This is a genomic window from Brevundimonas sp. (assembly GCF_027484365.1).
GTDB lineage: Bacteria > Pseudomonadota > Alphaproteobacteria > Caulobacterales > Caulobacteraceae > Brevundimonas.
In genome coordinates this window covers 20,403-40,068 of record NZ_JAIXTC010000018.1, presented here as the reverse complement: position 1 = coordinate 40,068, position 19,666 = coordinate 20,403, and the positions used below count along the sequence as shown (strand labels likewise).

Sequence of the window (19,666 nt, the reverse complement as noted above, 5' to 3'; positions counted from 1 at the left end):
TCAGTCCTCGCGCTTCGTCTGATCCAGAAGCCGGGAGATCCGCTCCCGTTCCACTTTCGCCGTTTCGCGCTGGGCCTTGGTCAGGCCGTGAGTGATGCGATTGGCCGACGCCTCGGCTTTCGCGGCCGCCTTGTCGCGCGCTTTGCGGATGCGGTTCAGATTGACGATCTCGGCCATCGATTCCTCGCAACCGTCAGAAGCAGGCAGGGTTTCAGGGTCTCACCAATCGACAGGAGACCGCCCATGGTAGACCTCGCCCTCATCAAGGAACACCTCGAAGTCGTCGGCTCGGACGGCGGCCATATCGATGACGACAAGGTCCGCCTGACCCTGACCCAGGATCAGGCCAAGGCCCAGTAGACCGAGAAGAAGGCCCACCAGGCTTCGCCACACGGCTTACGACGAATTCACGAGGGTGCCGCTGATATCGCAGGGCCTTTCGACTATCTATGTCCGGTCGGCGGACCGCCGTCGGGGAGAAACGCCGTGATTCGACTGATCCTGAACATCCTGTGGTTCATCCTCGGCGGCTGGATTTCAGGCCTGTTGTGGCTGTTCGGCGGCGCGGTCCTGGCCCTGACCGTCGTGGGTCTGCCGTGGAGTTTCGCGGCCTGGCGGATCGCCAGCTATTCCTTCTGGCCGTTCGGTCGCGAGGTCGTCTGGGGCGGAGAGGCCGACGGCAAGGGCATCGGCTGTTTCGGCGTCGGCCTGAACATCATCTGGTTCGTGTTCGCGGGCTGGTATATCGCCCTGTCGCACGTGCTGATCGCCTTTGCCGAGGCCATCACCATCATCGGCATACCGTTCGCCCTGAAGGATCTCGAACTGGCCAAGCTGGCGCTCGCTCCTGTCGGTGCGACGATCCGCGACAAGCCCTGATCAGAACCCGGTGAACAGCCGATCGAAGTCACTGCCTGTCAGAAGGCCGGGCCTGACGACAGGCGCGACGACGACCTCGGTCAGCTCCTCGAAGAGATGCGCAGACAGAATGACCAGTTAGGGCACCGCATGGCGCATCTGCGAGGACGGGTTCTCGAAGAAATCAAACTGCTTCACAGCCACCAGTGGCGGAGGTCATCGGACAGCAGTCCGTGCTTCGCCACGAACGCGTTATGCTCGTTGATCGCCTCGGCGTTCTCCTCCGCCCAGCGTTTCGCACGGGCCTGGGCGCCGGCGGAATCGACCTTCTGCAGGTGAAGGCGCAGGGCGCGTTCGTCCATGCCGGCGATCGAGATGCCCAGCCTCTGCGCCTGTTCGATCAGCTCTGGATCGATGCCGATGTTCAGTTCGGCCTTGCCCATGGGGCGAAGGTCACCCCGAACTCGCGGGCAGCCAAACTCAGCCCGGCGAGATCATCTTCTCGGGCCGCACCGCCTCATCGAACTCGGCGTCGGTCAGATAGCCGCCGCCGACGGCCTCCTCGCGCAGGGTGGTGCCGTTCTTGTGGGCCGTCTTGGCGATCCTGGCGCAGGCGTCGTAGCCCAGCTTGCCGTTCAGGGCCGTGACCAGCATCAGCGAGTTGTTGAGGCCGCGCGCGATATTGTCCTCCCGCGCCTCGATGCCGACGACGCAGTTGTCGGTGAAGCTGACGGCGGCGTCGGCGACCAGACGCACCGACTGCAGGAAGTTGTAGGCCATCACCGGGTTGTAGACGTTCAGCTCGAAGTGGCCTTGCGAGCCCGCGAAGGTCAGGGCCGCGTTGTTGCCGAACACCTGGACGCAGACCTGGGTCAGGGCCTCGCACTGGGTCGGGTTGACCTTGCCGGGCATGATCGAGGAGCCGGGCTCGTTCTCCGGCAGGGCCAGTTCGCCGAGGCCCGACCGCGGGCCGGAGCCGAGGAAGCGGATGTCGTTGGCGATCTTGAACAGGGAGGCGGCCACCGTGTTGATGGCGCCGTGCGAGAAGACCATGGCGTCGTGGGCGGCCAGGGCCTCGAACTTGTTCGGGGCGGTCGTGAAGGGCAGGCCCGTGATTCCGGCGATCTGTTCAGCGACCTTCTCGGCGAAGCCGACGGGAGCGTTCAGGCCGGTGCCGACGGCGGTGCCGCCCTGGGCCAGTTCCATCAGGGCCGGCAGTGTCAGTTCAATCCGCCGGATTCCGTTCTCGACCTGCTGGGCATAGCCGCCGAACTCCTGGCCGAGGGTCAGGGGGGTGGCGTCCTGGGTGTGGGTGCGGCCGATCTTGATGATGTGGGCCCAGGCGTCCGACTTGGCCTTCAGCGCCGCATGCAGGTGGTTCAGGGCCGGGAGCAGGTCGTTGACCACCTGTTCGGCGCAGGCGACATGCATGGCCGTGGGATAGGTGTCGTTGGACGACTGGCTCATGTTGACGTGGTCGTTGGGGTGGACCGGCTTCTTGGAGCCCATCTCACCGCCCAGCATCTCGATCGCGCGGTTCGAGATCACCTCGTTGGCGTTCATGTTCGACTGGGTGCCCGATCCGGTCTGCCAGACGACCAGGGGGAAGTGGTCGTTGAGTTTACCCTCGATCACTTCGTTCGCGGCAGCGATGATGGCGTTCCCGATGGTCGGGTCCAGCTTGCCCAGGGCCATATTGGTCTCGGCCGCGGCCCGTTTGACGATCCCCAGGGCGCGGACGACGGGCAGGGGCTGTTTCTCCCAGCCGATCCTGAAGTTGCCGAGGCTGCGCTGCGCCTGGGCGCCCCAGTAGCGGTCGGCGGCGACCTCGATGGGGCCGAAGGTGTCGGTCTCGGTGCGGAAGGCGGTCATCGGCTGCGGCTCTTCAGGGCGTGGCGGGAGAATGCGCGGCGGTGTAGCACGGAGGAACGACCGGGCAAGCGGCCGGGACGACGGAGACTGTGAGCGTGATCAGGAAACCCGCGGCCGCCCTGGCGGCGATGATGCTCGCCACGGCCGGTGCGGCGTCCGCCCAGGCCGACCAGCCTCTGGTCATCCTGCATACGACGCAGGGCGACGTGATCCTTCGCCTCGACGCCGAGCATGCGCCGATCACGACCTGCAACTTCCTGCGCTACGTGCAGCAGGGTCGCTACGCCGGAGGCAGCTTCTTCCGGACCGTGGTGTCCGAAACCAACGACAATCCCAACCCCATCGACGTGATCCAGGCGGCGACGACGGCGGGCAGCGACGATCCAGGCCTCGGACCCATCCCGCTTGAGCGGACGATCGACACGGGCCTGCGTCATTCGGCGGGGGCGATTTCGATGGCGCGCGACGGGCCGGACACGGCGACCTCCAGCTTCTTCATCGTGACCCGGGACACGCCGGCGCTCGACTTCGCCGGCGGGCGCAATCCGGACGGTCAGGGCTTCGCGGCCTTCGGGTCTGTGGTCTCCGGCATGGAGATCATTCAGGCGATCCATTCGGCTCCGGCGAAGGACGAGCAACTGACCAGCCCGGTGCTCATCGGTGCGGCGACCCTCGCGAGCGAACTGCCGACGGTCTGCCGCTCGTGACCAACGACTGGATCGTCTCCGGCAAGGTCCGGGCGCGCGAGGAAGGGGAGGCGGTGGTCGTCATGATCGACGGCCTGACCACCCAGGCGAAGTACTACAAGCCTCTGGTCTACGAGTTCTTCCGCAAGGAATGGCGCGGCGCGCGGCCAGCCTACGGTGACTTCGTCGTCGAGATCACGATGGAACATGTCGGCGACCCGCCGTGGATGGACCTCGACAACCTGGCCAAGGCCCTGCTCGACGCGATCAAGGGCTATCTGTTCCACGACGACGCCCAGGTGGCCCGACTCCTGGTCGAGCGGCGCGAGGGCGAACGCGAGCGGATCACGATCCGGGCCTTTCCCCGCAAGGCCTAACCCGGCGGGCGGTTGAACCTCAGTGTGGGCAACAGCAGTTGCATGTTGGCCCCGATCGAGACCTGGGGCTCCGAGGCCGGTGAAAGGCCCTCGGCTTCCTCGCGGGCCTTCACACAGGCCCGGGTCGCATGGGCGAGGGCGATGAAGTCGCTCGCAGTCGGCAGGGTCGAGATTACACAGGCGTCGAAATAGGGATAGGTCGCATCCTCCGAACAGCCGAACGAGGACCGGTCGCGCCGGGCAGCGGTCATGATCATCCGGTTGGGCGCTGCGAGCGAGTCGACGAAGATGCCGGAATAGCAGGCCGAGATGACCACCACAGTTGGCCGGTCACTGCACCAGTCGCGGACGAGGGTGACGACGCTCGTCGGACTCAGGATTCTGTCGGGACCGAAGACCAGACCCTGGGGCCCGCCGTGGGAGGTGAAATAGAGGAAACAGCCCCGGGTCGCGCGCAAGGTCGCCGAACGCATGCCCTGGACGGCGTCTGCGGCGCTGACGACCGGCGTCACATCGGGCCGCAGGGTGGCGTCATACATGTCGGAGCGCGAGAAGCCGGCCGCGAGGAAGCCTGAGGTCAGGTCGCGGCGGGCGTTGTCAAAGGCCTGGATCGGATCGCCACGGCTGGTGCGCCAGTCGGCCGCGACGATGGCCGAGGCCCAGCCGTCGAAACGACTCGCGGGCGGCGTCTGGGCGCAGGCGACGCCGGCCCCGAGCCATATCAGGATGACGATGACGGCGGATCTCAGCACGCGGCCCCTCCATACGCAGAGGCAGCTTAGCGAGGCGCAGCGCCCTGAAAAGCCTACTTCTTCCGGAACTGGTCCAGCGAAACGACCTTGGGCCCGTCGTCGCCCGACGGCGGCGTCTCGGTCCGGGTCGGGGGAGGCAGTTCCGCGACGGGTTCCGGCACGGGCTCAGGAGCCTCGAACTGCAGCAGGAACTGGACGCTGGGGTCGTAGAAGCGGGTCACGGCCGTATAGGGCACGGTCAGCACCTTGGGCATGCCGCCGAACTTCAGCATGACCGAGAACAGGTCGTGCTCGACGGTCAGGTCCCAGTACTGGTGCTGCAGGACGACCGTCATCTCGTCGGGATATTTGGCGATCACGTCCGGCGGCACGGACACACCGGGGCCGCGCGTCTTGAAGGTGATGTAGAAATGGTGCGCTCCGGGAATGCCCGACGGACTGGCCGCGCGTTCGAGGGCCGAACGGATCACCCCGCGCAGGGCATCCTGCGCGAGCTTCTCGTACTGCATCTCGTCGATCGGCGGCGCTTCTTCAGCCATGGAAACCCTCACTGCGGCGCGACAGATAGCGGGAGCGTGCGCCGGGAGGAAGACAGGAATTCAAAGGAAAGTGCCGGAGGTTCTGTTGGCAGGCCCTCCGGCGGCCCCGCCTAAGGATCTGAACCCCTAGGACTTAAGATTCGAAATCAACCGAACCGCATTACGCGGCGAGGCGGACTTCTCCAGCGAAGTTATCGTTCGCAGTTAGAAAATGGCCCGATACGGTGGGCCAGGACGAGCGAAAGCAGTCTTCTTTACACGTCCGTCGATGCTAGTCGGCCCCATAAGCCTCCGCCGATAACGCGGGGAGAAATGGTGGAGCCGCCGGGAATCGCACCCGGGTCCGGTCCGCTTATTACAAGCGCGTTTATCGCCATATCCGGAGCAAGCCCCGGCAAGTTCAATATAGGGCCTCATGCCCTTGCATCCAAGTTACGAAGTGAAGTCTCTTTGCGGACAGGGGGATTGCTCATGGATGCGGACGGCAGGCTGGAGATCGCGGCGGGCTTCGCCACGGCGCTCGGGCCGCGCAAGGACAACCAGGATTTCGGCGCCGTCCATCTCGGCACGCCGTCGGAACAGGCCCTGCACGGCATGCTGGCGATCGTCGCCGACGGGGTCAGCGGCTCCCGGGCCGGGCGCGTCGCATCGGAGCTGGCGGGCCGGACCTTCATCGACGGCTATCTCGACCAGAGCCCGCTCAAGGGCGTCGCCGCCGCGGGTGTCGCGGCCCTGACCGGCTACAATCGTTGGCTCCACGCCAAGGGGCGGTCGGATCCGGAGATGACCGGAGCGGCGACGACCTTCACGGCCCTGGTCATGCGCGGGCGCGAGGCGACGGTTCTGCACGTGGGCGACAGCCGGGCCTGGCATTTCCGCGACGGCGTCCTCGCGCGGCTGACCGAGGATCACGTCCTGGCCCAGCCCGGATTGAGCCACGTCCTGTACCGCGCCATCGGCATCGAGCCGGATCTGAGGCTCGACGTGCGGGCGGTGACCCTCAAGCCGCATGACCGGTTGCTGCTGACCACCGACGGGGTGCACGGGGCGGTGTCGGAGGAGGACCTGACCCTGCTTCTGGCCCGCCGCGCCTCGCCCGAGGCCGACGCCCAGGCCATCGTCGACAGGGCCGGCGAGGAGGAAACGCGCGACAACGCCACCGCCATCGTCATCGATGTGATCCGCATCGGCGCGGTGGACCAGGACGCGATCGGCGCCGAGGCGGCCGGTCTGGCGATCGAGCCGCCGCCGAACGTCGGGGACAATGTCGACCGCTTCCGGCTCGAGCGGCTGCTGTCGGACGGCAAATACACCCGGGTGTTCGTGGCGAGGGACGAGGAGGGCGGGGGACTTGTGGTGCTGAAATTCCCCAAGCCCGCCCTGGTGTCCGAGAGCGGAGCGCGCGGCGCCTTCCTGAGGGAGAGCTTCATCGGGCGGCGGATCGACAGCCCCTACGTCGGCAAGACCCTGACGCTGGACGCCGGTCGCCAGAGCCGCCTCTATATCGCCCAGCCCCTCTATGTGGGGCGCACACTGCACGCGAGGATCGCGGAGCAACCGTTTGATATCCCCGAAGGCGTCGACCTCTCCATCCGTCTCGCGCGCGGGGTGGCGGCCCTGCATCGCCAGGGGATCACCCACCGGGACATCAAGCCTGACAATGTCATCCTTGAAAGCAACGGCGGCCTGAAGCTGATTGACCTCGGCGTCGCGCGCCTGCCCCGGATCGAGGAGTTCGCCGAGGCGGAAGCTCCCGGCACCACAGGCTACAAGGCGCCCGAGATGTTCGCCGGCAACAAGGGCGACGCCCTGACCGACCAGTATGCCCTCGGCGTGACCCTCTATCGGATCTTCACCAGCGACTATCCGAGCGGCCAGGAAGAGGACTTCAACCGCATGCGGTTCGAGAAGCCGACCCGCCCCTCGAAACACCGGCCCGACATGCCCGCCTGGCTGGAGGCCGCCATCCTGCGGGCCCTTGCGGTCGAGCCCGGCGACCGGTTCGCCGATGTCGAGGAACTGATCCACGTCCTCGAAAGCGGCAGCGCCGCCGCCGTCCCGCCGCGCCGTGACCTCTCCCTGATGGAGCGCGAGCCGGTGCGCTTCTGGCAGGCCGTCAGCGCGGTGTTGCTGGTGCTGTTGCTGGCGTCGTGGATGGTGAAATAGGGGCGCCGGGGCTTCGGTTGCGGGCCGAGGGCCGCGTCACATCACGCCACTGCCGTTCGCAGCACCCGACTTGGTCGCCAGACGGTCCAGGAACCGGTCGGGGTCAACAACGAACCGGGCGTGACGCCCCTCGGCAATCACTTCGACGCCATCGCGAACCTTGGCGGAAAACGTCAGCCTGCGGCCCTCGACGGCAATCAGCTCGACTTCGGCAGTGACGGCCATGCCGACGGGCGTTGCCGCGCTGTGGCTCAGATCGATATGGACCCCTACGGTTTTGAGCGGCGCATCCAGAACCGGACGCAGCGCCTCGACACAGGTCCACTCCACAAAGCCGACCAGCATGGCCGTTGCGAGCACCGGCGGCATGTCGGCAAACCCGGGGAATACGGGTGACAACGACGGGACCGTCAGCCCCTCGGTGACCACCAGGGACTGTGTGTGCTTCAAGCCGGGGCTGAGGGTTTCCATCGGCGTTGTGGGCCTCACGGGTCGGTGGGAGGGTTTAGGGCCAGGGACCATGTTTCCCCAACCAGGTCGTGGCCGAAACTGTGGTGCGGCTCGGTCCGGACAAGCACGAATCCGGCCCCCTGATAGATGTGTCGGGCAGCGGTCAGCACACTGTTGGTCCATAGCTCAAGGCGTTGGTAGCCCACGGCCCGCGCCCGCTGGATGCAGGCGTCGACCAGTGTGCGCCCCACGCCCTGACCCCGGGTATGCGGCTCCACATAGAGCAGCCTCAGCTTGCCAACCGCCGGGTCGTCGCCCTTCATCAGGAAGACCGAACCGACCACGTCGCCGTCCAGTTCCGCGATCCACGCGGCCTCGGATCGAGGATCGGCCCCTTCGGCATAGTCACCCAGAATGCGCGCCACGAGGCCCTCGTACTCCGCGGTCCAGCCGTACTCCTGCGCATAGAGGACCGCCTGCCGATGGACGATCCAACCCAGATCGCCCTCGCGTGGCTGGCGCAGGACAAGTCCGGATGAGGGCAGGTCATCGAACGCGGTGATGAACGTTCGCGCGGCCGAGAGCAATCGTTGCCTCCGCGACGGCGACAGGGCCGCAGCCAGACGTGTGATCGCGGCGTTGGTCCCGGCGTCCAGGGCGGCGAAGGCGGCCTTGCCCGCTTCCGTCAGGAAAAGCGACCGGTTGCGTCCGTGATCCGGACGGGCTTCCGCCGTCACCAGACCCCGGCTGACAAATCGCTTGAGAGTCCGGCTCGTCTGCGCCCTGTCGATGCCCAACGCCCGGCCCAGATCGGCCGCCGTCGGTCCGTCCCGGTTGGCGATCTCGTAGATCATCCGGGCTTCCGAGAGGGTGAAAGGACTGCCATCCAGATGCACGGCCAGCAGACCCAGCCGGGCGGTGTAGGCGCGGTTGAACGCGCGGATAGCGGCGACATCGGCGGCAGGAACGGGGGTCATGGCAGCGGTCTATCAGATGTTGATAGAATCAACAACATCGAGCGTCGCACTCTGGTTCCCGCGTGCCCGTCTCGACAAGGTTCACCTCGAAATTCCGCCGACGCCTGCAGGAAACCATCACCAACCCCGACTGTCGCCTCGGACGGTCGAGGGGGTGGCGACCGGCGGACCCTTGCGGTCGAGCCCGGCGACCGGTTCGCCGACGTCGAGGAACTGATCCACGTCCTCGAAAGCGGCAGCGCCGCCGCCGTCCCGCCGCGCCGTGACCTCTCCCTGATGGAACGGGAGCCGGTGCGCTTCTGGCAGGGGGTCAGCGCCCTGCTGCTGGTGCTTCTGCTGGCGTCCTTGATGGTGGGGTGAAGCCGCCGGCGTCCGACCAGCCAGCCAATCCCCTCTGAACTCCGCCCGAACCTACTGAGGATTGTTCAAGGTGTCCTCGGGCGACAGCAGATAGGTCGCGCCGTCGCTTGAGGGCAGGGCCTGGAAGATTCTTCCGGCAGGCGAAAACTCCGCGATGGATTCACCCTGGGCTCCGAGCAGGCGAACGCCTTCGTCCTCGGTCGCCTGCCATCCGGTCAGGGTCGATAGAATCGGATAGGCCTCGACACAGGAAACGGTGCGGGATTCGCCGGCCGTGATCAGGGCTTCACCCAGGGTCACGCGGAAGATGCCGGTGGAACCCTCGACATTGTCCGGCTCGAGCACGAGGCTACAGGCTGCGGCCGTAAGGTTGTCACTCGCAAAGACGTAGCTGCCCGCAAAACCCGGAGATGCGGCCGCGTCCGGCGCGGCGACGGCCGGAGTTTCCGTCGCCGGGGCTTGCGCTTCCGGGGAGCAGGCGGCGACGGCGACAAGCACGCTCAGCATCAAAATCCGCATCTCTTGCTTTCCCTGTTTGAACCTGGCCCTAGGCGGCCGGTGTGATCGAAACCAGCTCGATGTTCACGTCGTCAACATACTGGAGGGTGACGGTCCGGCCGTTGGCGCTGGCCATTCCGGGCTCAATGAAGGCCTCGAATGTCACTGCAGTTCCGTCGCTCGCGGTCACGGTCAGGGACGAGGGCAGGTCGCCGCTCTCACCCTCGGCACCGCTCAGAACGCCCTCGATCGTCCGGGTCCCGGCCACCGGGGCCGGGCCGCCCTCGACGGGCAGGAGCACTGAGGCCCCATTGACCTGGATGTCGGTCATCTGCGTCGAGGCCGTGACCGAATAGCGGACCGTTACGGCCTGGCCGACCAGCGGCCGGATCGTGGCCGGATCCACCGGTCCACCTGCGTTCGGGTCGAGGGTCAGAAGTTGCAGATTGCCCTCGTCGCCGGCCGCCCCTCCCGCCGCACCGACCTCCAGGGCGAACGTCGGATAGCCGGCGTCCTCAAAGCCAAGCAGCACGCCGGTCACCGTATGGGTTCCCACCGTCCGGGGTGCAGAGAATCCAGCTGTCGCCGGGGCCGAAGCAGGCTCCGTCGTCTGCGTCTCCCCGGTCGGCGCTTGACAGGCCGCCAGAACAATGGCCGCCAGCCCGATGATGAAATGCCTGTCGCGCATGCCCGGTCCGTCCCTGCTGACTCTCTTGCAGTGACGCTAGTCGAGCAAGATCAGGGCCGCAATCGTCTGCCGTGCCCCGATCCGACGCACCGGACGGATCCCGCCGGACGGCGTCACTCCGACTCCGGGAAGAGACTACAGGTCCTGCCGTCCTCGGCGATCACGCCGCTACAGGCCCCGTCCACCAGGCGGAAATCGCGGAACACGGAGCCATCGGCGCCGATCCGCCGGATGCCCGCCGCCGTCCAGGTCTTCCCAGCCCGTCAGGGCGGCGGGGAAGGGATCGTCCATCTCGCAGGGCGCCTCGCCGGCCACATCGGCGGTCACGATGGCCGTGCCGAGATCACGCCGAAGAAGCCCGCTGCTCCCTCGATGGCCCGGCCGTCGAGCACGTGGCTGCAGCACGCCGCCGTCAGATTGTTGTCGAAAAACGTATAGGATCCGGCCAGGGTCCGGGGGCCTGTCGCCGGGGCGGCAGCCTATGCCCGCGCCCAGTCCCGGCACTGGTTCCTGAACCAGGTCAGCTGGCGTTTGGCGTAGTTGCGGGTGGCCTGCTGCAGGGCGGCCACCGCATCGGCGCGGGTCGTCCCGCCGGCCAGCCAGGCGGCGATCTCACGCACCCCTACGGCCTTCATGGCGGGCAGGTTCGGATCGAGGTCGCGGGCGATTAGCGCCTCGACCTCCTCGACGGCGCCCTCCTGCATCATCGTCAGGACCCGGTCGTCGCAGCTTGCGTAGAGGGTCTCGCGGTCCGGCTCGAGCACCAGCCGGTCATAGGTTCCGGGCTTCAGCAGGGGCGTGGTTCCGGCCTGCCAGTCCGACAACGACCGGCCGGTCGCGCGGGCCACGGCGAAGGCGCGGGTCAGACGCTGGCGGTCTCCGCTCTCAATGGCGGCCTCGGCCGGAGGATCGAAGGTCGTCAGCCGGAGGCGAAAGGCGGCCTCGCCCTCGGTGTCGTACAGGGCCATCGCCTCGTCGCGCGCTTCCGTCGGTACATCGGGAATGTCAGCCAACCCCTTTGTCAAGGCGGAGAAATACAGGCCCGTCCCGCCGACGATCAGGACGGGGCGACCCTGGCTGGCCAGTTCGTCGATCAGGGGGGCGACGGCCCGGGTCCAGCGCCCGACGGACCAAGCCTCGGCGGCATCGACGGTACCGTAGAGATGGTGCGGCGTCTGCCGTTCCTCGTCGCGCGAGGGGCGAGCGGTCAGGACACGCAGGTCGGCATACAGTTGCTGGCTGTCGGCATTGACGATGGCCGCGCCGCTCGCCGCCGCCCGTTCGAGCGCGAGACGCGACTTGCCCGAGGCGGTCGGACCGGCGAGCAGTGTAATGGAGGGACGGGACACGGGACGCTCGCGCGGGACAGGGGATGGCGATAGAACGCGCCTCCGCCCGCTGCAACCGGACACAAGACCTTGATCGACCGCGCCTCCGTCGAAGCCGTGCTGAACGCCATCCTTGATCCGGAGACGGGGCAGGGGCTGATCGACGCAGGCGTGCCCAGGGGGCTGACGGTGGCCGAGGATCGCGCCGGCTTCGTCATAGAGGTCCCGGCCAACCGGACCGCCGCATACGCCCCCGTCCGGGACGCGGCCGAGGCGGCGCTGAAATCCATGCCGGGAATGGCGCGGGTGTCCGTGGTGATGACGGCCGAGACCGCGCCGGCCGGCCGGAAGGCCTCCCTGTCGCCCGCCGCTGTTGAACAGACGCGGGCCAGGGCGCCGGTCCCGACCGATCGCCCCGCCCACGTCCGCCGCGTCCTGGCCGTGGCCAGCGGCAAGGGCGGGGTCGGCAAGTCCACGGTCGCCGTGAACCTGGCGGCGGCCCTGGCGCGGCGTGGCCTGAGCGTCGGGATCCTCGACGCCGACGTCTATGGCCCCTCGCTGCCGACGATGCTGGGGCTGTCGGGCCAGCCCGCCTATGAGGACGGCGCGATCGTGCCCCACGTCGCGCACGGGCTGAAGGCCATGTCGGTCGGTCTTCTCACCAAGAGCGACGACGCCATGATCTGGCGCGGCCCCATGGCGTCCCAGGCCATCACCCAGATGCTGACTCAGACGCGCTGGGGCACGGCGGACGCGCCGCTCGACATTCTGGTCGTCGACCTGCCGCCCGGCACGGGCGACGTGCAGCTGACCCTGATCCAGAAGACGCCGCTCGACGGGGCCGTCATCGTCTCGACCCCGCAGGAGGTCGCCCTGGCCGACGCCCGCCGGGCCCACACCCTGTTTCAGCGGGTCAAGGTCCCGACCCTGGGCCTGATCGAGAACATGTCGGGCGACGTTTTCGGTCGCGGCGGAGGCGAGGCAGAGGCCGGACGCCTGTCCATACCCTACCTCGGCGACCTGCCGCTGGATGCGGCCCTGCGCGAGGGCGGCGACGCTGGTGTGCCGCTGGTGATCAGCGATCCTGAAGGGGAGATCGCCGGCCGCTTCGGCCGGTTTGCCGGACAGATCACGGCCAAGTTCTTTCCCTGATCCGGCAAGCCGAAGGGTCGGACCCAGGGACTGTGTTGGCGCCCGCCCCCGACCTTGGCGAACGTTCGTCAGCCGACCCGCATGATTCTGGGTGCTGACCGCAGGCTTTCAGGCGAATCGACGGTGTTTTCGAGGTCTTAACCTGTGCCCGATAACGAGGATTTACGAGAGGGCCATGCCTGAACACTCCGGAAAAACACGCGTCCGCCTTCAGCGCATCCTGTCCGTCGGGCTGTTGGCCCTGGCGGTGGTGGTGCTCGCCGTGGGAGGGCTGGTGGCCTATTCCGTTCAGGCCATTGATCGGGTGCAGGTCGAGACCGAGACAAGGCTGGTCGAACACAAGGTGGCCCGTGTGTTGGGACGCATCCGGGAGAACATGATCTCCGTTACGGTCTGGAACGAGGCCTACACACAAACCCTCGCCCGCGACCAGGCATGGATGCAGTTCAACTACGGCGACTATTTCGCCGACTTCATGGAACACGATGCTTCCGTCGCCTATGCGCCGGACGGGACGCCCATTCAGGCATCCCGGGACAGCGAAGCGGTCCCGATTGAAAGCGAGCGCGCCTTCATAAGTGCGGTGGCCCCCCTGGTCGCCCGGGTCAGGGAAGAGGCGAAGCTCAAGCGGGCGGGGCAATCCACGCCGCTGCTCGGCCTTGATGCCGTTGTGACGCGCGAGGCGACGATCGATGTCGGGGGGGTGCCTTATTTTGTTTCGGTGTCGACCGTCGTTGCGGAGGATATCGAATTCGCCACCAGCGGCCCCGACCCCATCGTCGCATCGGGGATGGCGGTGTCGAGTTTCATGCCGATCCTGACCGAAGACCTCGGCCTGGTCGGGCCTGAACTCCGGGTCGACGCCCCTGCCGTGGGGCCCTCTGTCCGCCTGACCGATGCCGACGGCAAGGCTTTGGGCTACATCAGCTGGCGTCCCGCCACACCGGGTGCCAGCCGTTTGATGGGCACTATCCCGGTGCTCCTCGCCTTGCTGGCCTTGATGGTGGCCGTGCTTTCCGTCGGAGTGAGGCGTGTCTCCAGCCTGATCAACCAGCTCGCGGATAACGAACGGGCGCTGGACCGCAGTCTGGCGCAGGCTGAAGCCTCCAACGCCGCCAAATCGCAATTTCTCGCGAACATGAGCCACGAGCTTCGAACGCCCCTGAACGGCATCATTGCCCTCACCGAGCTGCTCGAACGCCGGCAGAGCGACCCGACTTCAGCCAGTATGGCCAGGACGATCGTCGCATCCGGTCGAACGCTGGAACATGTCGTCAACGATATCCTCGATGTCGCCAAGATCGAAGCCGGCCAGCTCAAGTTCGAGATTCAGCCTTTCAATCTCGTTGAGGTCCTGAGCGACACGATCGATCTTCACCGGGCTACCGCTGAAGCCAAAGGCATCCGCCTGGAGCTCCTGATTCCGCCGGCGGCTACGGGGCTTTACAACGGAGATCGCACCCGGATCGGCCAGTTGGTGTCGAACCTGGTGAGCAACGCTGTAAAATTCACGCAAACTGGTTCCGTCAGGGTGACGGTGCGCCGCAGAAGTCGTGGCCTTTGCATCTATGTGGCGGACACAGGGATCGGATTTGATCGCGCGACCGCCGATCGCCTTTTCCAGCGCTTTGAACAGGCCGATCTCTCCACCAACCGAAGATACGGCGGGACAGGTCTGGGGCTCTCAATCTGCCGCTCTTTGGCGGAAATGATGGGCGGCCGAATCGGCGTTCGCTCCACGTCAGGCGCGGGATCGGTCTTTGCCGTTCAGCTCCCGCTTCAACGCCTGTGCGAAACAGTCCCCGACCCAGCCTGCACCGATGCCGTCGGTCAGTTGGCTGGTGCAGCGAATGCGTCCGATAGACCGCTCCGTATCCTCTTTGCTGACGACCACCCGGTCAACCGCCGGGTCGTAGCGCTGATCCTCGAACCGCTCGGGATGGATCTGACGCAAGTCGAGGACGGGGCGCTGGCCGTGGAGGCCTATACCCACGGGACGTTCGACCTGGTCTTGATGGATGTTCAGATGCCGGTCATGGACGGCCTTGCAGCGACCCGGGCCATTCGGGAGATCGAAAGATCGACCGGTCGTGCGCGAACCCCGGTAATCTCGCTTACAGCGAACGCGATGCCCGAGGACGTCCGACGCAGTCTCGATGCCGGCTGCGACGCCCATCTCGCCAAACCCATCCGGCCGGACAAACTGGTCGATGCCGTCAGCAAGACCCTCGAAGCCGAGCCGGCCGGTCCGGTGCGAGCCTTGGCCAAAGGGTAGCTGCACCACCTTTTTTTGCGGTCAGGGTTTTCAAACGCAACCCTGACCGCCACTCTGTCGGTTCCAGTCCTTCCCCTGCGAGACTTCCGATGCGCGTCGACACCCTGTTCCGCCCCTTCACGATCAAGGGCCTGACCCTGCCGAACCGCATTGTCATGGCCCCCATGACGCGGTCCTTCTCTCCGAACGGGATCCCGACCTCCGACGTCGCCGCCTACTATCGCCGTCGGGCCGAGGGTCAGGTCGGACTGATCATCACCGAGGGCACGGTCGTCGAGCGGCCGGCCGCGCGCAATGACGCCAGGGTGCCGGTCTTCCACGGCCAGGCCCTGCCGGAATGGAAGAAGATCGTGGACGAGGTCCACGCCGCTGGCGGTCTGATCGCGCCCCAGATCTGGCACGTGGGCGCCGCACGTGGACAGGGGGCCGACTGGCAACCCCTGGGCCAGGTCGACAGCCCGTCGGGCCTCGTCGCGCCCGGCAAGCAGAAATACGAGCCGATGACCGAAGAGGACATCGCCGACACCATCGCCGCCTTCGGCCGGTCGGCAAAGGCCTCGCGCGAACTGGGATTCGACGCCGCCGAGATCCATTCGGCCCACGGCTATCTGATCGACCAGTTCTACTGGGCCGGGCTCAACGCGCGCGGCGACCGCTGGGGCGGACCGTCGATCGCTGAACGCGCCCGCTTCGGGGTCGAGGTGGTCAAGGCCGTGCGCGAAGGCCTGGGGCCGGACATCCCCCTGATCATCCGCCTGTCGCAGTGGAAACAGCAGGACTACGACGCTAAGATCGCCAACACTCCGGACGAGATGGCCGAGTGGCTTCTGCCGCTGTCGGACGCGGGCGTGGACGTCTTCCACTGTTCGCAGCGCCGCTTCTGGGAACCCGAGTTCGAGGGGTCGGACCTCAACTTCGCCGGCTGGGCCAAGGTCATCACGAAGAAGCCGACCATCAGCGTCGGCTCCGTCGGTCTGGACGGCGAGTTCATGGCGGCCTTCCGCGGCGAGGGCTCACAGCCCGCCTCGCTGGACGGTCTGATCGCGCGGATGGAGCGGGACGAGTTCGACCTCATCGCTGTCGGCCGCGCCCTGCTGGCCGACCCGAACTGGGTGCTGAAGGTTCGCGACGGCCGCGAGGACGAACTCAAGGCCTTCGCGCGAGAGGACATGGGCGTTCTCTTCTAGCCCGGGACAGGCGCGGGACCCTGATCTCCGCTTTTGACAGACCGGCTTCGAGGTCCTGTCAAAAGCAGGGATGCAGGCGCCAGATAACCTGCGGTCTTCAAGGTATCGGCGCGGTGTTCTGCCGGCCTGTCTGGCACGTCCTGTTACCGCGGCCGCTGTGGTTGTGAGTTGCCGTTCTCTCCAATGACATCCTGTCGGCTGACCGCGTATGGTGATGGGGGCCTGAGAAGCGAAGGGTGCACGGTGATGTTGGGATTCCAGGAGAACCCTCTCCAGGAGGGATCCGGATCATGGCCCATGTTGCCCCAGCATGTATTCAGAACAACGACGCGCATGCTGCTGCCATTACGCCTCTCCTCCATCCGGAACGATCCGAGGGTCGGTTGGCCGTTGACATAGTTGAACCTCGCGCTTGCGAACGTTCCGTCCTGCCTGCTGACATTGAAGGCTTCCTGGGAGCGGAACTGACGGTCGTCGACCAGGACGATGGTTTCCGCGCCATAGTTTCCGGGGGCCGGACCACTGACCCGAAACGTCATGTCGTTGCCGCCCCGCCTCATCAACCTCACGTCGATGGTGGCGGTGGTGCCGTTCGAATTCCAGGTCGCGGTCGCCTGGTTGCCGGCCGGTCTGATGCCATCATAGCTGAACGAGACGCCGTTGTTCTGATTGTAGCTCCCCCGGCATTTGAGCGTGAAATTCTGCATGGCCACCAACCTTGGCCCGTTCGAAGACCGACTCTGCGGGGGTTCGGCCAGGGTGCTGGTCGCAATGACGCTGCTTGCCACCGATGCCGAGATCAGAACGCGGCCCAGTAGTCTTTGAAGTGTGGACATTTGTGAATCCTGCGGCTTCGATCAGGTTCGGTTCCGGTTAATCCAGGGCGGCCGGACTGCCGAAAACCTGATCTGAGAAAAGGGTTTGATTTAGGAGGGTTCTTCTTCGGCCCCGATGTCGCCGTCGTCGTCGACATCGAGTTCCTCGAAGGTCTGCATCGGTGCGTTGATGAACTCGTCGAACGTGACGGCCCCGTCACCGTCTGAGTCGGCGCGCTCGAGCCAGGCGCTGCTGCCGTCAAGATCTTCAGGGTCGGCCAGCGGATACCCTTCGATCACCGAGGCATAGACCTCGGCCAGATCTTCGGCTTCCTCGACAAGGATGATCCCGTCGGCGTCGAAATCCAGGTTGAGGAAGATGACGGCACGGGATGTGTGGGCCTCCTCGGTCTCGACGCTGCCGTCGCCATCGAAATCAAGCCCGCCGATCCCGCCTTCCGGTTCGACCTCAGCCCAGTCCGCGTTCGGCTCCTCGAAGGTGGTGCCTTCGGCAATCCAGTCTTCCGGGAGGTCACCCTGGTCTTCGCCGGACTCCTCGGCCTGCTGATCGGCACCTTCCTCGCTCTGCTCGTCCTCGTAGTCCTCGTCCTGAGCCTGGCCCGGCGCGATGAAACGTGCCTCGGGTCCGGCTGCTGCGGCCATGACCGGTGTGGAAAGCGCGCACAGCAGCGCGGCCCCACTGATCAGGGAAAGGGAAATCTTCTGTCGCACGTCTCTACCTCTCAGCCCCGCCAGTCACCAATCTGAAACACTATGCTCAGTCGATCGTGGACTTGTGAATGCGAGCTACTGCAAGACGAACTTCGTCGCAACGCCCAGACCGCGACGTTGCGATAAAACAATCCGGGTATTCAACAACGTACGCGCGACAGTGTCAGATATAGTCAGACGTCGCTGATCTCCGGGACCCGATCATCTCTCAGAATTGGCGAACAGGCGCAGCGCTGTCGGCCCTCGCCCCGTGCCCCTCCAGCCTCTAGAAATGAAGCATGACCTTGACGTCCGTCCTGATCACCACCGTCTGGCTGAGTCTGATCATCGGCGCGCGCTACCTGCTCGTCGCGGGCGGGGTCTGGTGGTTGACCTGGGGCAGGGCCAACGGTGTCGGCCGTCGCCTGAACCGCGAGCGGCCGTCGCGGCGGCTGATGTGGCACGAGATCAAATACTCGCTGCTGTCGACCCCCATCTACGCCCTCCCGGCGGCGGTTGCTCTTGAGGCGTGGAAGGCGGGCGGAACCCGTCTGTATCTCGATCCGGCGGCGTATCCCCTGTGGTGGCTGCCGGTCAGTTTCCTGCTGCTGCTGATCGTGCAGGACAGCCACTACTACTGGACCCACCGGCTGCTGCATGACCGGCGGGTGTTCGCCTGGGCCCATGCGGCGCACCACCGGGCGCGCGACCCCAGCCCCTTCGCCAGCTTCGCCTTCGATCCGGCGGAGGCCGCGCTGACGGCCTGGCTGCTGCCGGCCCTGGCCTTCGTGATCCCGTTGAACATCTGGATGCTGGCGGTCATGCTGACGCTGATGACGGCGACGGCGGTGATGAACCACTGCGGCCGCGAACTATGGCCCGACCGCTGGGTGAGGGGACGGATCGGGTCGCAGCTGATCACCGCGACCCACCACAGCCGCCATCACACCCATATGAAGACGAATTTCGGGCTGTATTTCCGGGTCTGGGACCGGTGGTGCGGGACCGATGCGATGCCTGAGAACAGGCAGTAGTCACCAGGAATTAGGCAGTAGAAGAAAGGTCAGACGGGCAACCGACTGCCTCCTGCCTACTGCCTACTGCCTCACTGCGGTTCCACCACCACCGCCGTCCCGTAGGCCAGGACCTCGGTCACGCCCGGCATGATCTCGTTGGACTCGTAACGCAGGGCCAGGATGGCGTTGCCGCCGGCGGCGCGGGCGTGCTCGACCAGGTGATCGAAGGCTTCCTGACGTCCGACCTCGGCCAGTTTCACATAGGCGCCGACCCGACCGCCCAGCATCGACTGGACCCCGCCGATGGCGTCAGAGACGAGGTTGCGCGATCGCACGGTGATGCCGCGCACGACGCCGATGTGGCGCACGACCCTGTGGCCGAAAATCTCGTTGGTGGTGGAGGTCATCATGGCGGCCTGCTCCTGTGTCAGATGCGCTCGAGGATCCGGAAAGCGAAGGCGTGATCGTCCTTCTCGCCCGCATCATGCCGTTCGTTGGCGACTTCGCGGAAGAGGGATTCGTCAAAGGCGGGGAAGAAGACATCACCCTCCGGCTCGGCGTCGATCTCGGTGATGTAGAGACGTTTCGCCTGGGGCAGGGCGGCCTCGAACAGGGCGGCGCCGCCGATGACGCAGACCTCGTCGATGGCGTCGTCCCCGGCCGTCTCGCGGGCGATATCGAGCGCGTCAGCGAAGCTGGAGACGACCACGGCGCCCTTCGCCTTACCGGATTCCTCATAGGACAGGTCCCGCGACAGGATCAGGTTCAGCCGGCCGGGCAGGGGGCGCAGCGGCAGGCTCTCCCAGGTCGCCCGGCCCATGATACAGGGCTTGCCCGTGGTGATGGCCTTGAACCGCTGCAGGTCGCTGCGCAGCTTCCACGGCATGTCGCCGTCCCGGCCGATCACGCCGTTCCGGGCGCGGGCCACCACGATGGCGATATGGGGAATGGGCATGGGC

22 protein-coding genes and 1 other RNA gene are annotated in these 19,666 nt (G+C 66.2%); 8 read left to right on the top strand and 15 right to left on the bottom strand.

Going from position 1 to position 19,666, the window contains the following annotated elements; genetic code table 11:
- Positions 1-177: a DUF4169 family protein gene (locus Q0044_RS08245; RefSeq protein ID WP_298161410.1), complete on the bottom strand. Its 177-nt coding sequence runs from the start codon at positions 175-177 to the stop codon at positions 1-3.
- A 309-nt stretch (positions 178-486) separates the two neighbouring features.
- Between Q0044_RS08245 and Q0044_RS08240 the strand changes: the two genes are divergently transcribed.
- Positions 487-879: a YccF domain-containing protein gene (locus Q0044_RS08240; RefSeq protein WP_298161409.1), complete on the top strand. Its 393-nt coding sequence runs from the start codon at positions 487-489 to the stop codon at positions 877-879.
- A gap of 173 nt (positions 880-1,052) precedes the next feature.
- Here the strand turns inward: Q0044_RS08240 and Q0044_RS08235 are convergent, their stop codons facing one another.
- Complete coding sequence (locus tag Q0044_RS08235; protein WP_298161408.1) at positions 1,053-1,301, bottom strand: type II toxin-antitoxin system CcdA family antitoxin; 249 nt, start codon at positions 1,299-1,301, stop codon at positions 1,053-1,055.
- Positions 1,302-1,338: 37 nt separating this feature from the next.
- Positions 1,339-2,730, bottom strand: coding sequence for a class II fumarate hydratase (gene fumC, locus Q0044_RS08230; protein WP_298161407.1), 1,392 nt, complete (start codon positions 2,728-2,730; stop codon positions 1,339-1,341).
- Positions 2,731-2,825: 95 nt separating this feature from the next.
- Between fumC and Q0044_RS08225 the strand changes: the two genes are divergently transcribed.
- Positions 2,826-3,437, top strand: coding sequence for a peptidylprolyl isomerase (locus Q0044_RS08225; RefSeq protein ID WP_298161406.1), 612 nt, complete (start codon positions 2,826-2,828; stop codon positions 3,435-3,437).
- Positions 3,438-3,499: 62 nt separating this feature from the next.
- Positions 3,500-3,793 (top strand): RusA family crossover junction endodeoxyribonuclease, encoded by a 294-nt coding sequence (locus Q0044_RS08220; RefSeq protein WP_298161695.1) that lies wholly within the window; start codon positions 3,500-3,502, stop codon positions 3,791-3,793.
- Here Q0044_RS08220 and Q0044_RS08215 read toward each other — a convergent pair.
- The 3 genes from Q0044_RS08215 to ssrA all read right to left on the bottom strand — a co-directional run bounded on the left by Q0044_RS08215 (position 3,790) and on the right by ssrA (position 5,519).
- Positions 3,790-4,545, bottom strand: a complete 756-nt coding sequence (locus Q0044_RS08215) for a C13 family peptidase (RefSeq protein ID WP_298161405.1) — start codon at positions 4,543-4,545, stop codon at positions 3,790-3,792. The two genes, Q0044_RS08220 and Q0044_RS08215, sit on opposite strands and share 4 nt — an antisense overlap.
- A 53-nt stretch (positions 4,546-4,598) precedes the next feature.
- Positions 4,599-5,084, bottom strand: a complete 486-nt coding sequence (locus Q0044_RS08210) for an SspB family protein (RefSeq protein ID WP_298161404.1) — start codon at positions 5,082-5,084, stop codon at positions 4,599-4,601.
- A 69-nt stretch (positions 5,085-5,153) separates the two neighbouring features.
- Positions 5,154-5,519: a transfer-messenger RNA gene (gene ssrA / locus Q0044_RS08205) on the bottom strand.
- Between the two features lie 36 nt (positions 5,520-5,555).
- Here ssrA and Q0044_RS08200 point away from each other — a divergent pair.
- Positions 5,556-7,250: a bifunctional protein-serine/threonine kinase/phosphatase gene (locus tag Q0044_RS08200; RefSeq protein ID WP_298161403.1), complete on the top strand. Its 1,695-nt coding sequence runs from the start codon at positions 5,556-5,558 to the stop codon at positions 7,248-7,250.
- Positions 7,251-7,286: 36 nt separating this feature from the next.
- Here Q0044_RS08200 and Q0044_RS08195 read toward each other — a convergent pair whose 3' ends face one another.
- The 5 genes from Q0044_RS08195 to miaA form a co-directional block, all read right to left on the bottom strand.
- Complete coding sequence (locus tag Q0044_RS08195; protein ID WP_298161402.1) at positions 7,287-7,721, bottom strand: thioesterase family protein; 435 nt, start codon at positions 7,719-7,721, stop codon at positions 7,287-7,289.
- A gap of 14 nt (positions 7,722-7,735) precedes the next feature.
- Positions 7,736-8,677 carry a bifunctional helix-turn-helix transcriptional regulator/GNAT family N-acetyltransferase gene (locus tag Q0044_RS08190; RefSeq protein WP_298161401.1) on the bottom strand — a complete coding sequence of 314 codons (942 nt, stop codon included), beginning with the start codon at positions 8,675-8,677 and terminating at the stop codon, positions 7,736-7,738.
- 411 nt (positions 8,678-9,088) lie between these two features.
- Positions 9,089-9,544, bottom strand: a complete 456-nt coding sequence (locus Q0044_RS08185) for a hypothetical protein (RefSeq protein WP_298161400.1) — start codon at positions 9,542-9,544, stop codon at positions 9,089-9,091.
- Between the two features lie 40 nt (positions 9,545-9,584).
- Positions 9,585-10,223, bottom strand: a complete 639-nt coding sequence (locus Q0044_RS08180) for a hypothetical protein (RefSeq protein WP_298161399.1) — start codon at positions 10,221-10,223, stop codon at positions 9,585-9,587.
- Between the two features lie 479 nt (positions 10,224-10,702).
- Positions 10,703-11,572 (bottom strand): tRNA (adenosine(37)-N6)-dimethylallyltransferase MiaA, encoded by an 870-nt coding sequence (miaA, locus tag Q0044_RS08175; protein WP_298161398.1) that lies wholly within the window; start codon positions 11,570-11,572, stop codon positions 10,703-10,705.
- Positions 11,573-11,641: 69 nt separating this feature from the next.
- Between miaA and Q0044_RS08170 the strand changes: the two genes are divergently transcribed.
- From Q0044_RS08170 to Q0044_RS08160, 3 genes are all read left to right on the top strand, one after another.
- A complete protein-coding gene (locus Q0044_RS08170; RefSeq protein WP_298161397.1) occupies positions 11,642-12,703 on the top strand; it encodes an Mrp/NBP35 family ATP-binding protein in 1,062 nt (353 codons plus the stop codon).
- Positions 12,704-12,878: 175 nt separating this feature from the next.
- Positions 12,879-14,978, top strand: a complete 2,100-nt coding sequence (locus Q0044_RS08165; protein ID WP_298161395.1) for a hybrid sensor histidine kinase/response regulator — start codon at positions 12,879-12,881, stop codon at positions 14,976-14,978.
- 89 nt (positions 14,979-15,067) lie between these two features.
- A complete protein-coding gene (locus Q0044_RS08160; RefSeq protein WP_298161394.1) occupies positions 15,068-16,165 on the top strand; it encodes an NADH:flavin oxidoreductase in 1,098 nt (365 codons plus the stop codon).
- A 143-nt stretch (positions 16,166-16,308) separates the two neighbouring features.
- Here Q0044_RS08160 and Q0044_RS08155 read toward each other — a convergent pair whose 3' ends face one another.
- Together Q0044_RS08155 and Q0044_RS08150 are read right to left on the bottom strand one after the other, a co-directional pair.
- Positions 16,309-17,001 carry a hypothetical protein gene (locus Q0044_RS08155; protein ID WP_298161393.1) on the bottom strand — a complete coding sequence of 231 codons (693 nt, stop codon included), beginning with the start codon at positions 16,999-17,001 and terminating at the stop codon, positions 16,309-16,311.
- Between the two features lie 90 nt (positions 17,002-17,091).
- Entirely contained in the window at positions 17,092-17,712 is a 621-nt protein-coding gene (locus tag Q0044_RS08150) for an EF-hand domain-containing protein (protein WP_298161392.1), read from the bottom strand.
- Between the two features lie 278 nt (positions 17,713-17,990).
- On the opposite strand from Q0044_RS08150, the gene Q0044_RS08145 reads away from it, so the two are divergent.
- Complete coding sequence (locus Q0044_RS08145) at positions 17,991-18,725, top strand: sterol desaturase family protein (RefSeq protein WP_298161391.1); 735 nt, start codon at positions 17,991-17,993, stop codon at positions 18,723-18,725.
- Positions 18,726-18,796: 71 nt separating this feature from the next.
- Here the strand turns inward: Q0044_RS08145 and Q0044_RS08140 are convergent, their stop codons facing one another.
- Positions 18,797-19,117, bottom strand: coding sequence for a YbjQ family protein (locus tag Q0044_RS08140; RefSeq protein ID WP_298161390.1), 321 nt, complete (start codon positions 19,115-19,117; stop codon positions 18,797-18,799).
- Between the two features lie 17 nt (positions 19,118-19,134).
- Positions 19,135-19,662, bottom strand: a complete 528-nt coding sequence (locus tag Q0044_RS08135) for a dihydrofolate reductase (protein WP_298161388.1) — start codon at positions 19,660-19,662, stop codon at positions 19,135-19,137.
- Positions 19,663-19,666 lie beyond the last annotated feature (4 nt).

What these genes read in the sequence shown, in the direction of transcription:
- Q0044_RS08195 (WP_298161402.1), bottom strand. Translation starts at nt 7,721, where the DNA reads ATGGAAACCCTCAGCCCCGGCTTGAAGCACACACAGTCCCTGGTGGTC.
- Q0044_RS08135 (WP_298161388.1), bottom strand. Translation starts at nt 19,662, where the DNA reads ATGCCCATTCCCCATATCGCCATCGTGGTGGCCCGCGCCCGGAACGGC.
- Q0044_RS08140 (WP_298161390.1), bottom strand. Translation starts at nt 19,117, where the DNA reads ATGATGACCTCCACCACCAACGAGATTTTCGGCCACAGGGTCGTGCGC.
- Q0044_RS08165 (WP_298161395.1), top strand. Translation starts at nt 12,879, where the DNA reads ATGCCTGAACACTCCGGAAAAACACGCGTCCGCCTTCAGCGCATCCTG.
- Q0044_RS08180 (WP_298161399.1), bottom strand. Translation starts at nt 10,223, where the DNA reads ATGCGCGACAGGCATTTCATCATCGGGCTGGCGGCCATTGTTCTGGCG.
- Q0044_RS08200 (WP_298161403.1), top strand. Translation starts at nt 5,556, where the DNA reads ATGGATGCGGACGGCAGGCTGGAGATCGCGGCGGGCTTCGCCACGGCG.
- fumC (WP_298161407.1), bottom strand. Translation starts at nt 2,730, where the DNA reads ATGACCGCCTTCCGCACCGAGACCGACACCTTCGGCCCCATCGAGGTC.
- Q0044_RS08235 (WP_298161408.1), bottom strand. Translation starts at nt 1,301, where the DNA reads ATGGGCAAGGCCGAACTGAACATCGGCATCGATCCAGAGCTGATCGAA.
- Q0044_RS08160 (WP_298161394.1), top strand. Translation starts at nt 15,068, where the DNA reads ATGCGCGTCGACACCCTGTTCCGCCCCTTCACGATCAAGGGCCTGACC.
- Q0044_RS08210 (WP_298161404.1), bottom strand. Translation starts at nt 5,084, where the DNA reads ATGGCTGAAGAAGCGCCGCCGATCGACGAGATGCAGTACGAGAAGCTC.
- Q0044_RS08185 (WP_298161400.1), bottom strand. Translation starts at nt 9,544, where the DNA reads ATGCTGAGCGTGCTTGTCGCCGTCGCCGCCTGCTCCCCGGAAGCGCAA.
- Q0044_RS08190 (WP_298161401.1), bottom strand. Translation starts at nt 8,677, where the DNA reads ATGACCCCCGTTCCTGCCGCCGATGTCGCCGCTATCCGCGCGTTCAAC.
- Q0044_RS08220 (WP_298161695.1), top strand. Translation starts at nt 3,500, where the DNA reads ATGATCGACGGCCTGACCACCCAGGCGAAGTACTACAAGCCTCTGGTC.
- Q0044_RS08145 (WP_298161391.1), top strand. Translation starts at nt 17,991, where the DNA reads ATGACCTTGACGTCCGTCCTGATCACCACCGTCTGGCTGAGTCTGATC.
- Q0044_RS08155 (WP_298161393.1), bottom strand. Translation starts at nt 17,001, where the DNA reads ATGTCCACACTTCAAAGACTACTGGGCCGCGTTCTGATCTCGGCATCG.
- Q0044_RS08245 (WP_298161410.1), bottom strand. Translation starts at nt 177, where the DNA reads ATGGCCGAGATCGTCAATCTGAACCGCATCCGCAAAGCGCGCGACAAG.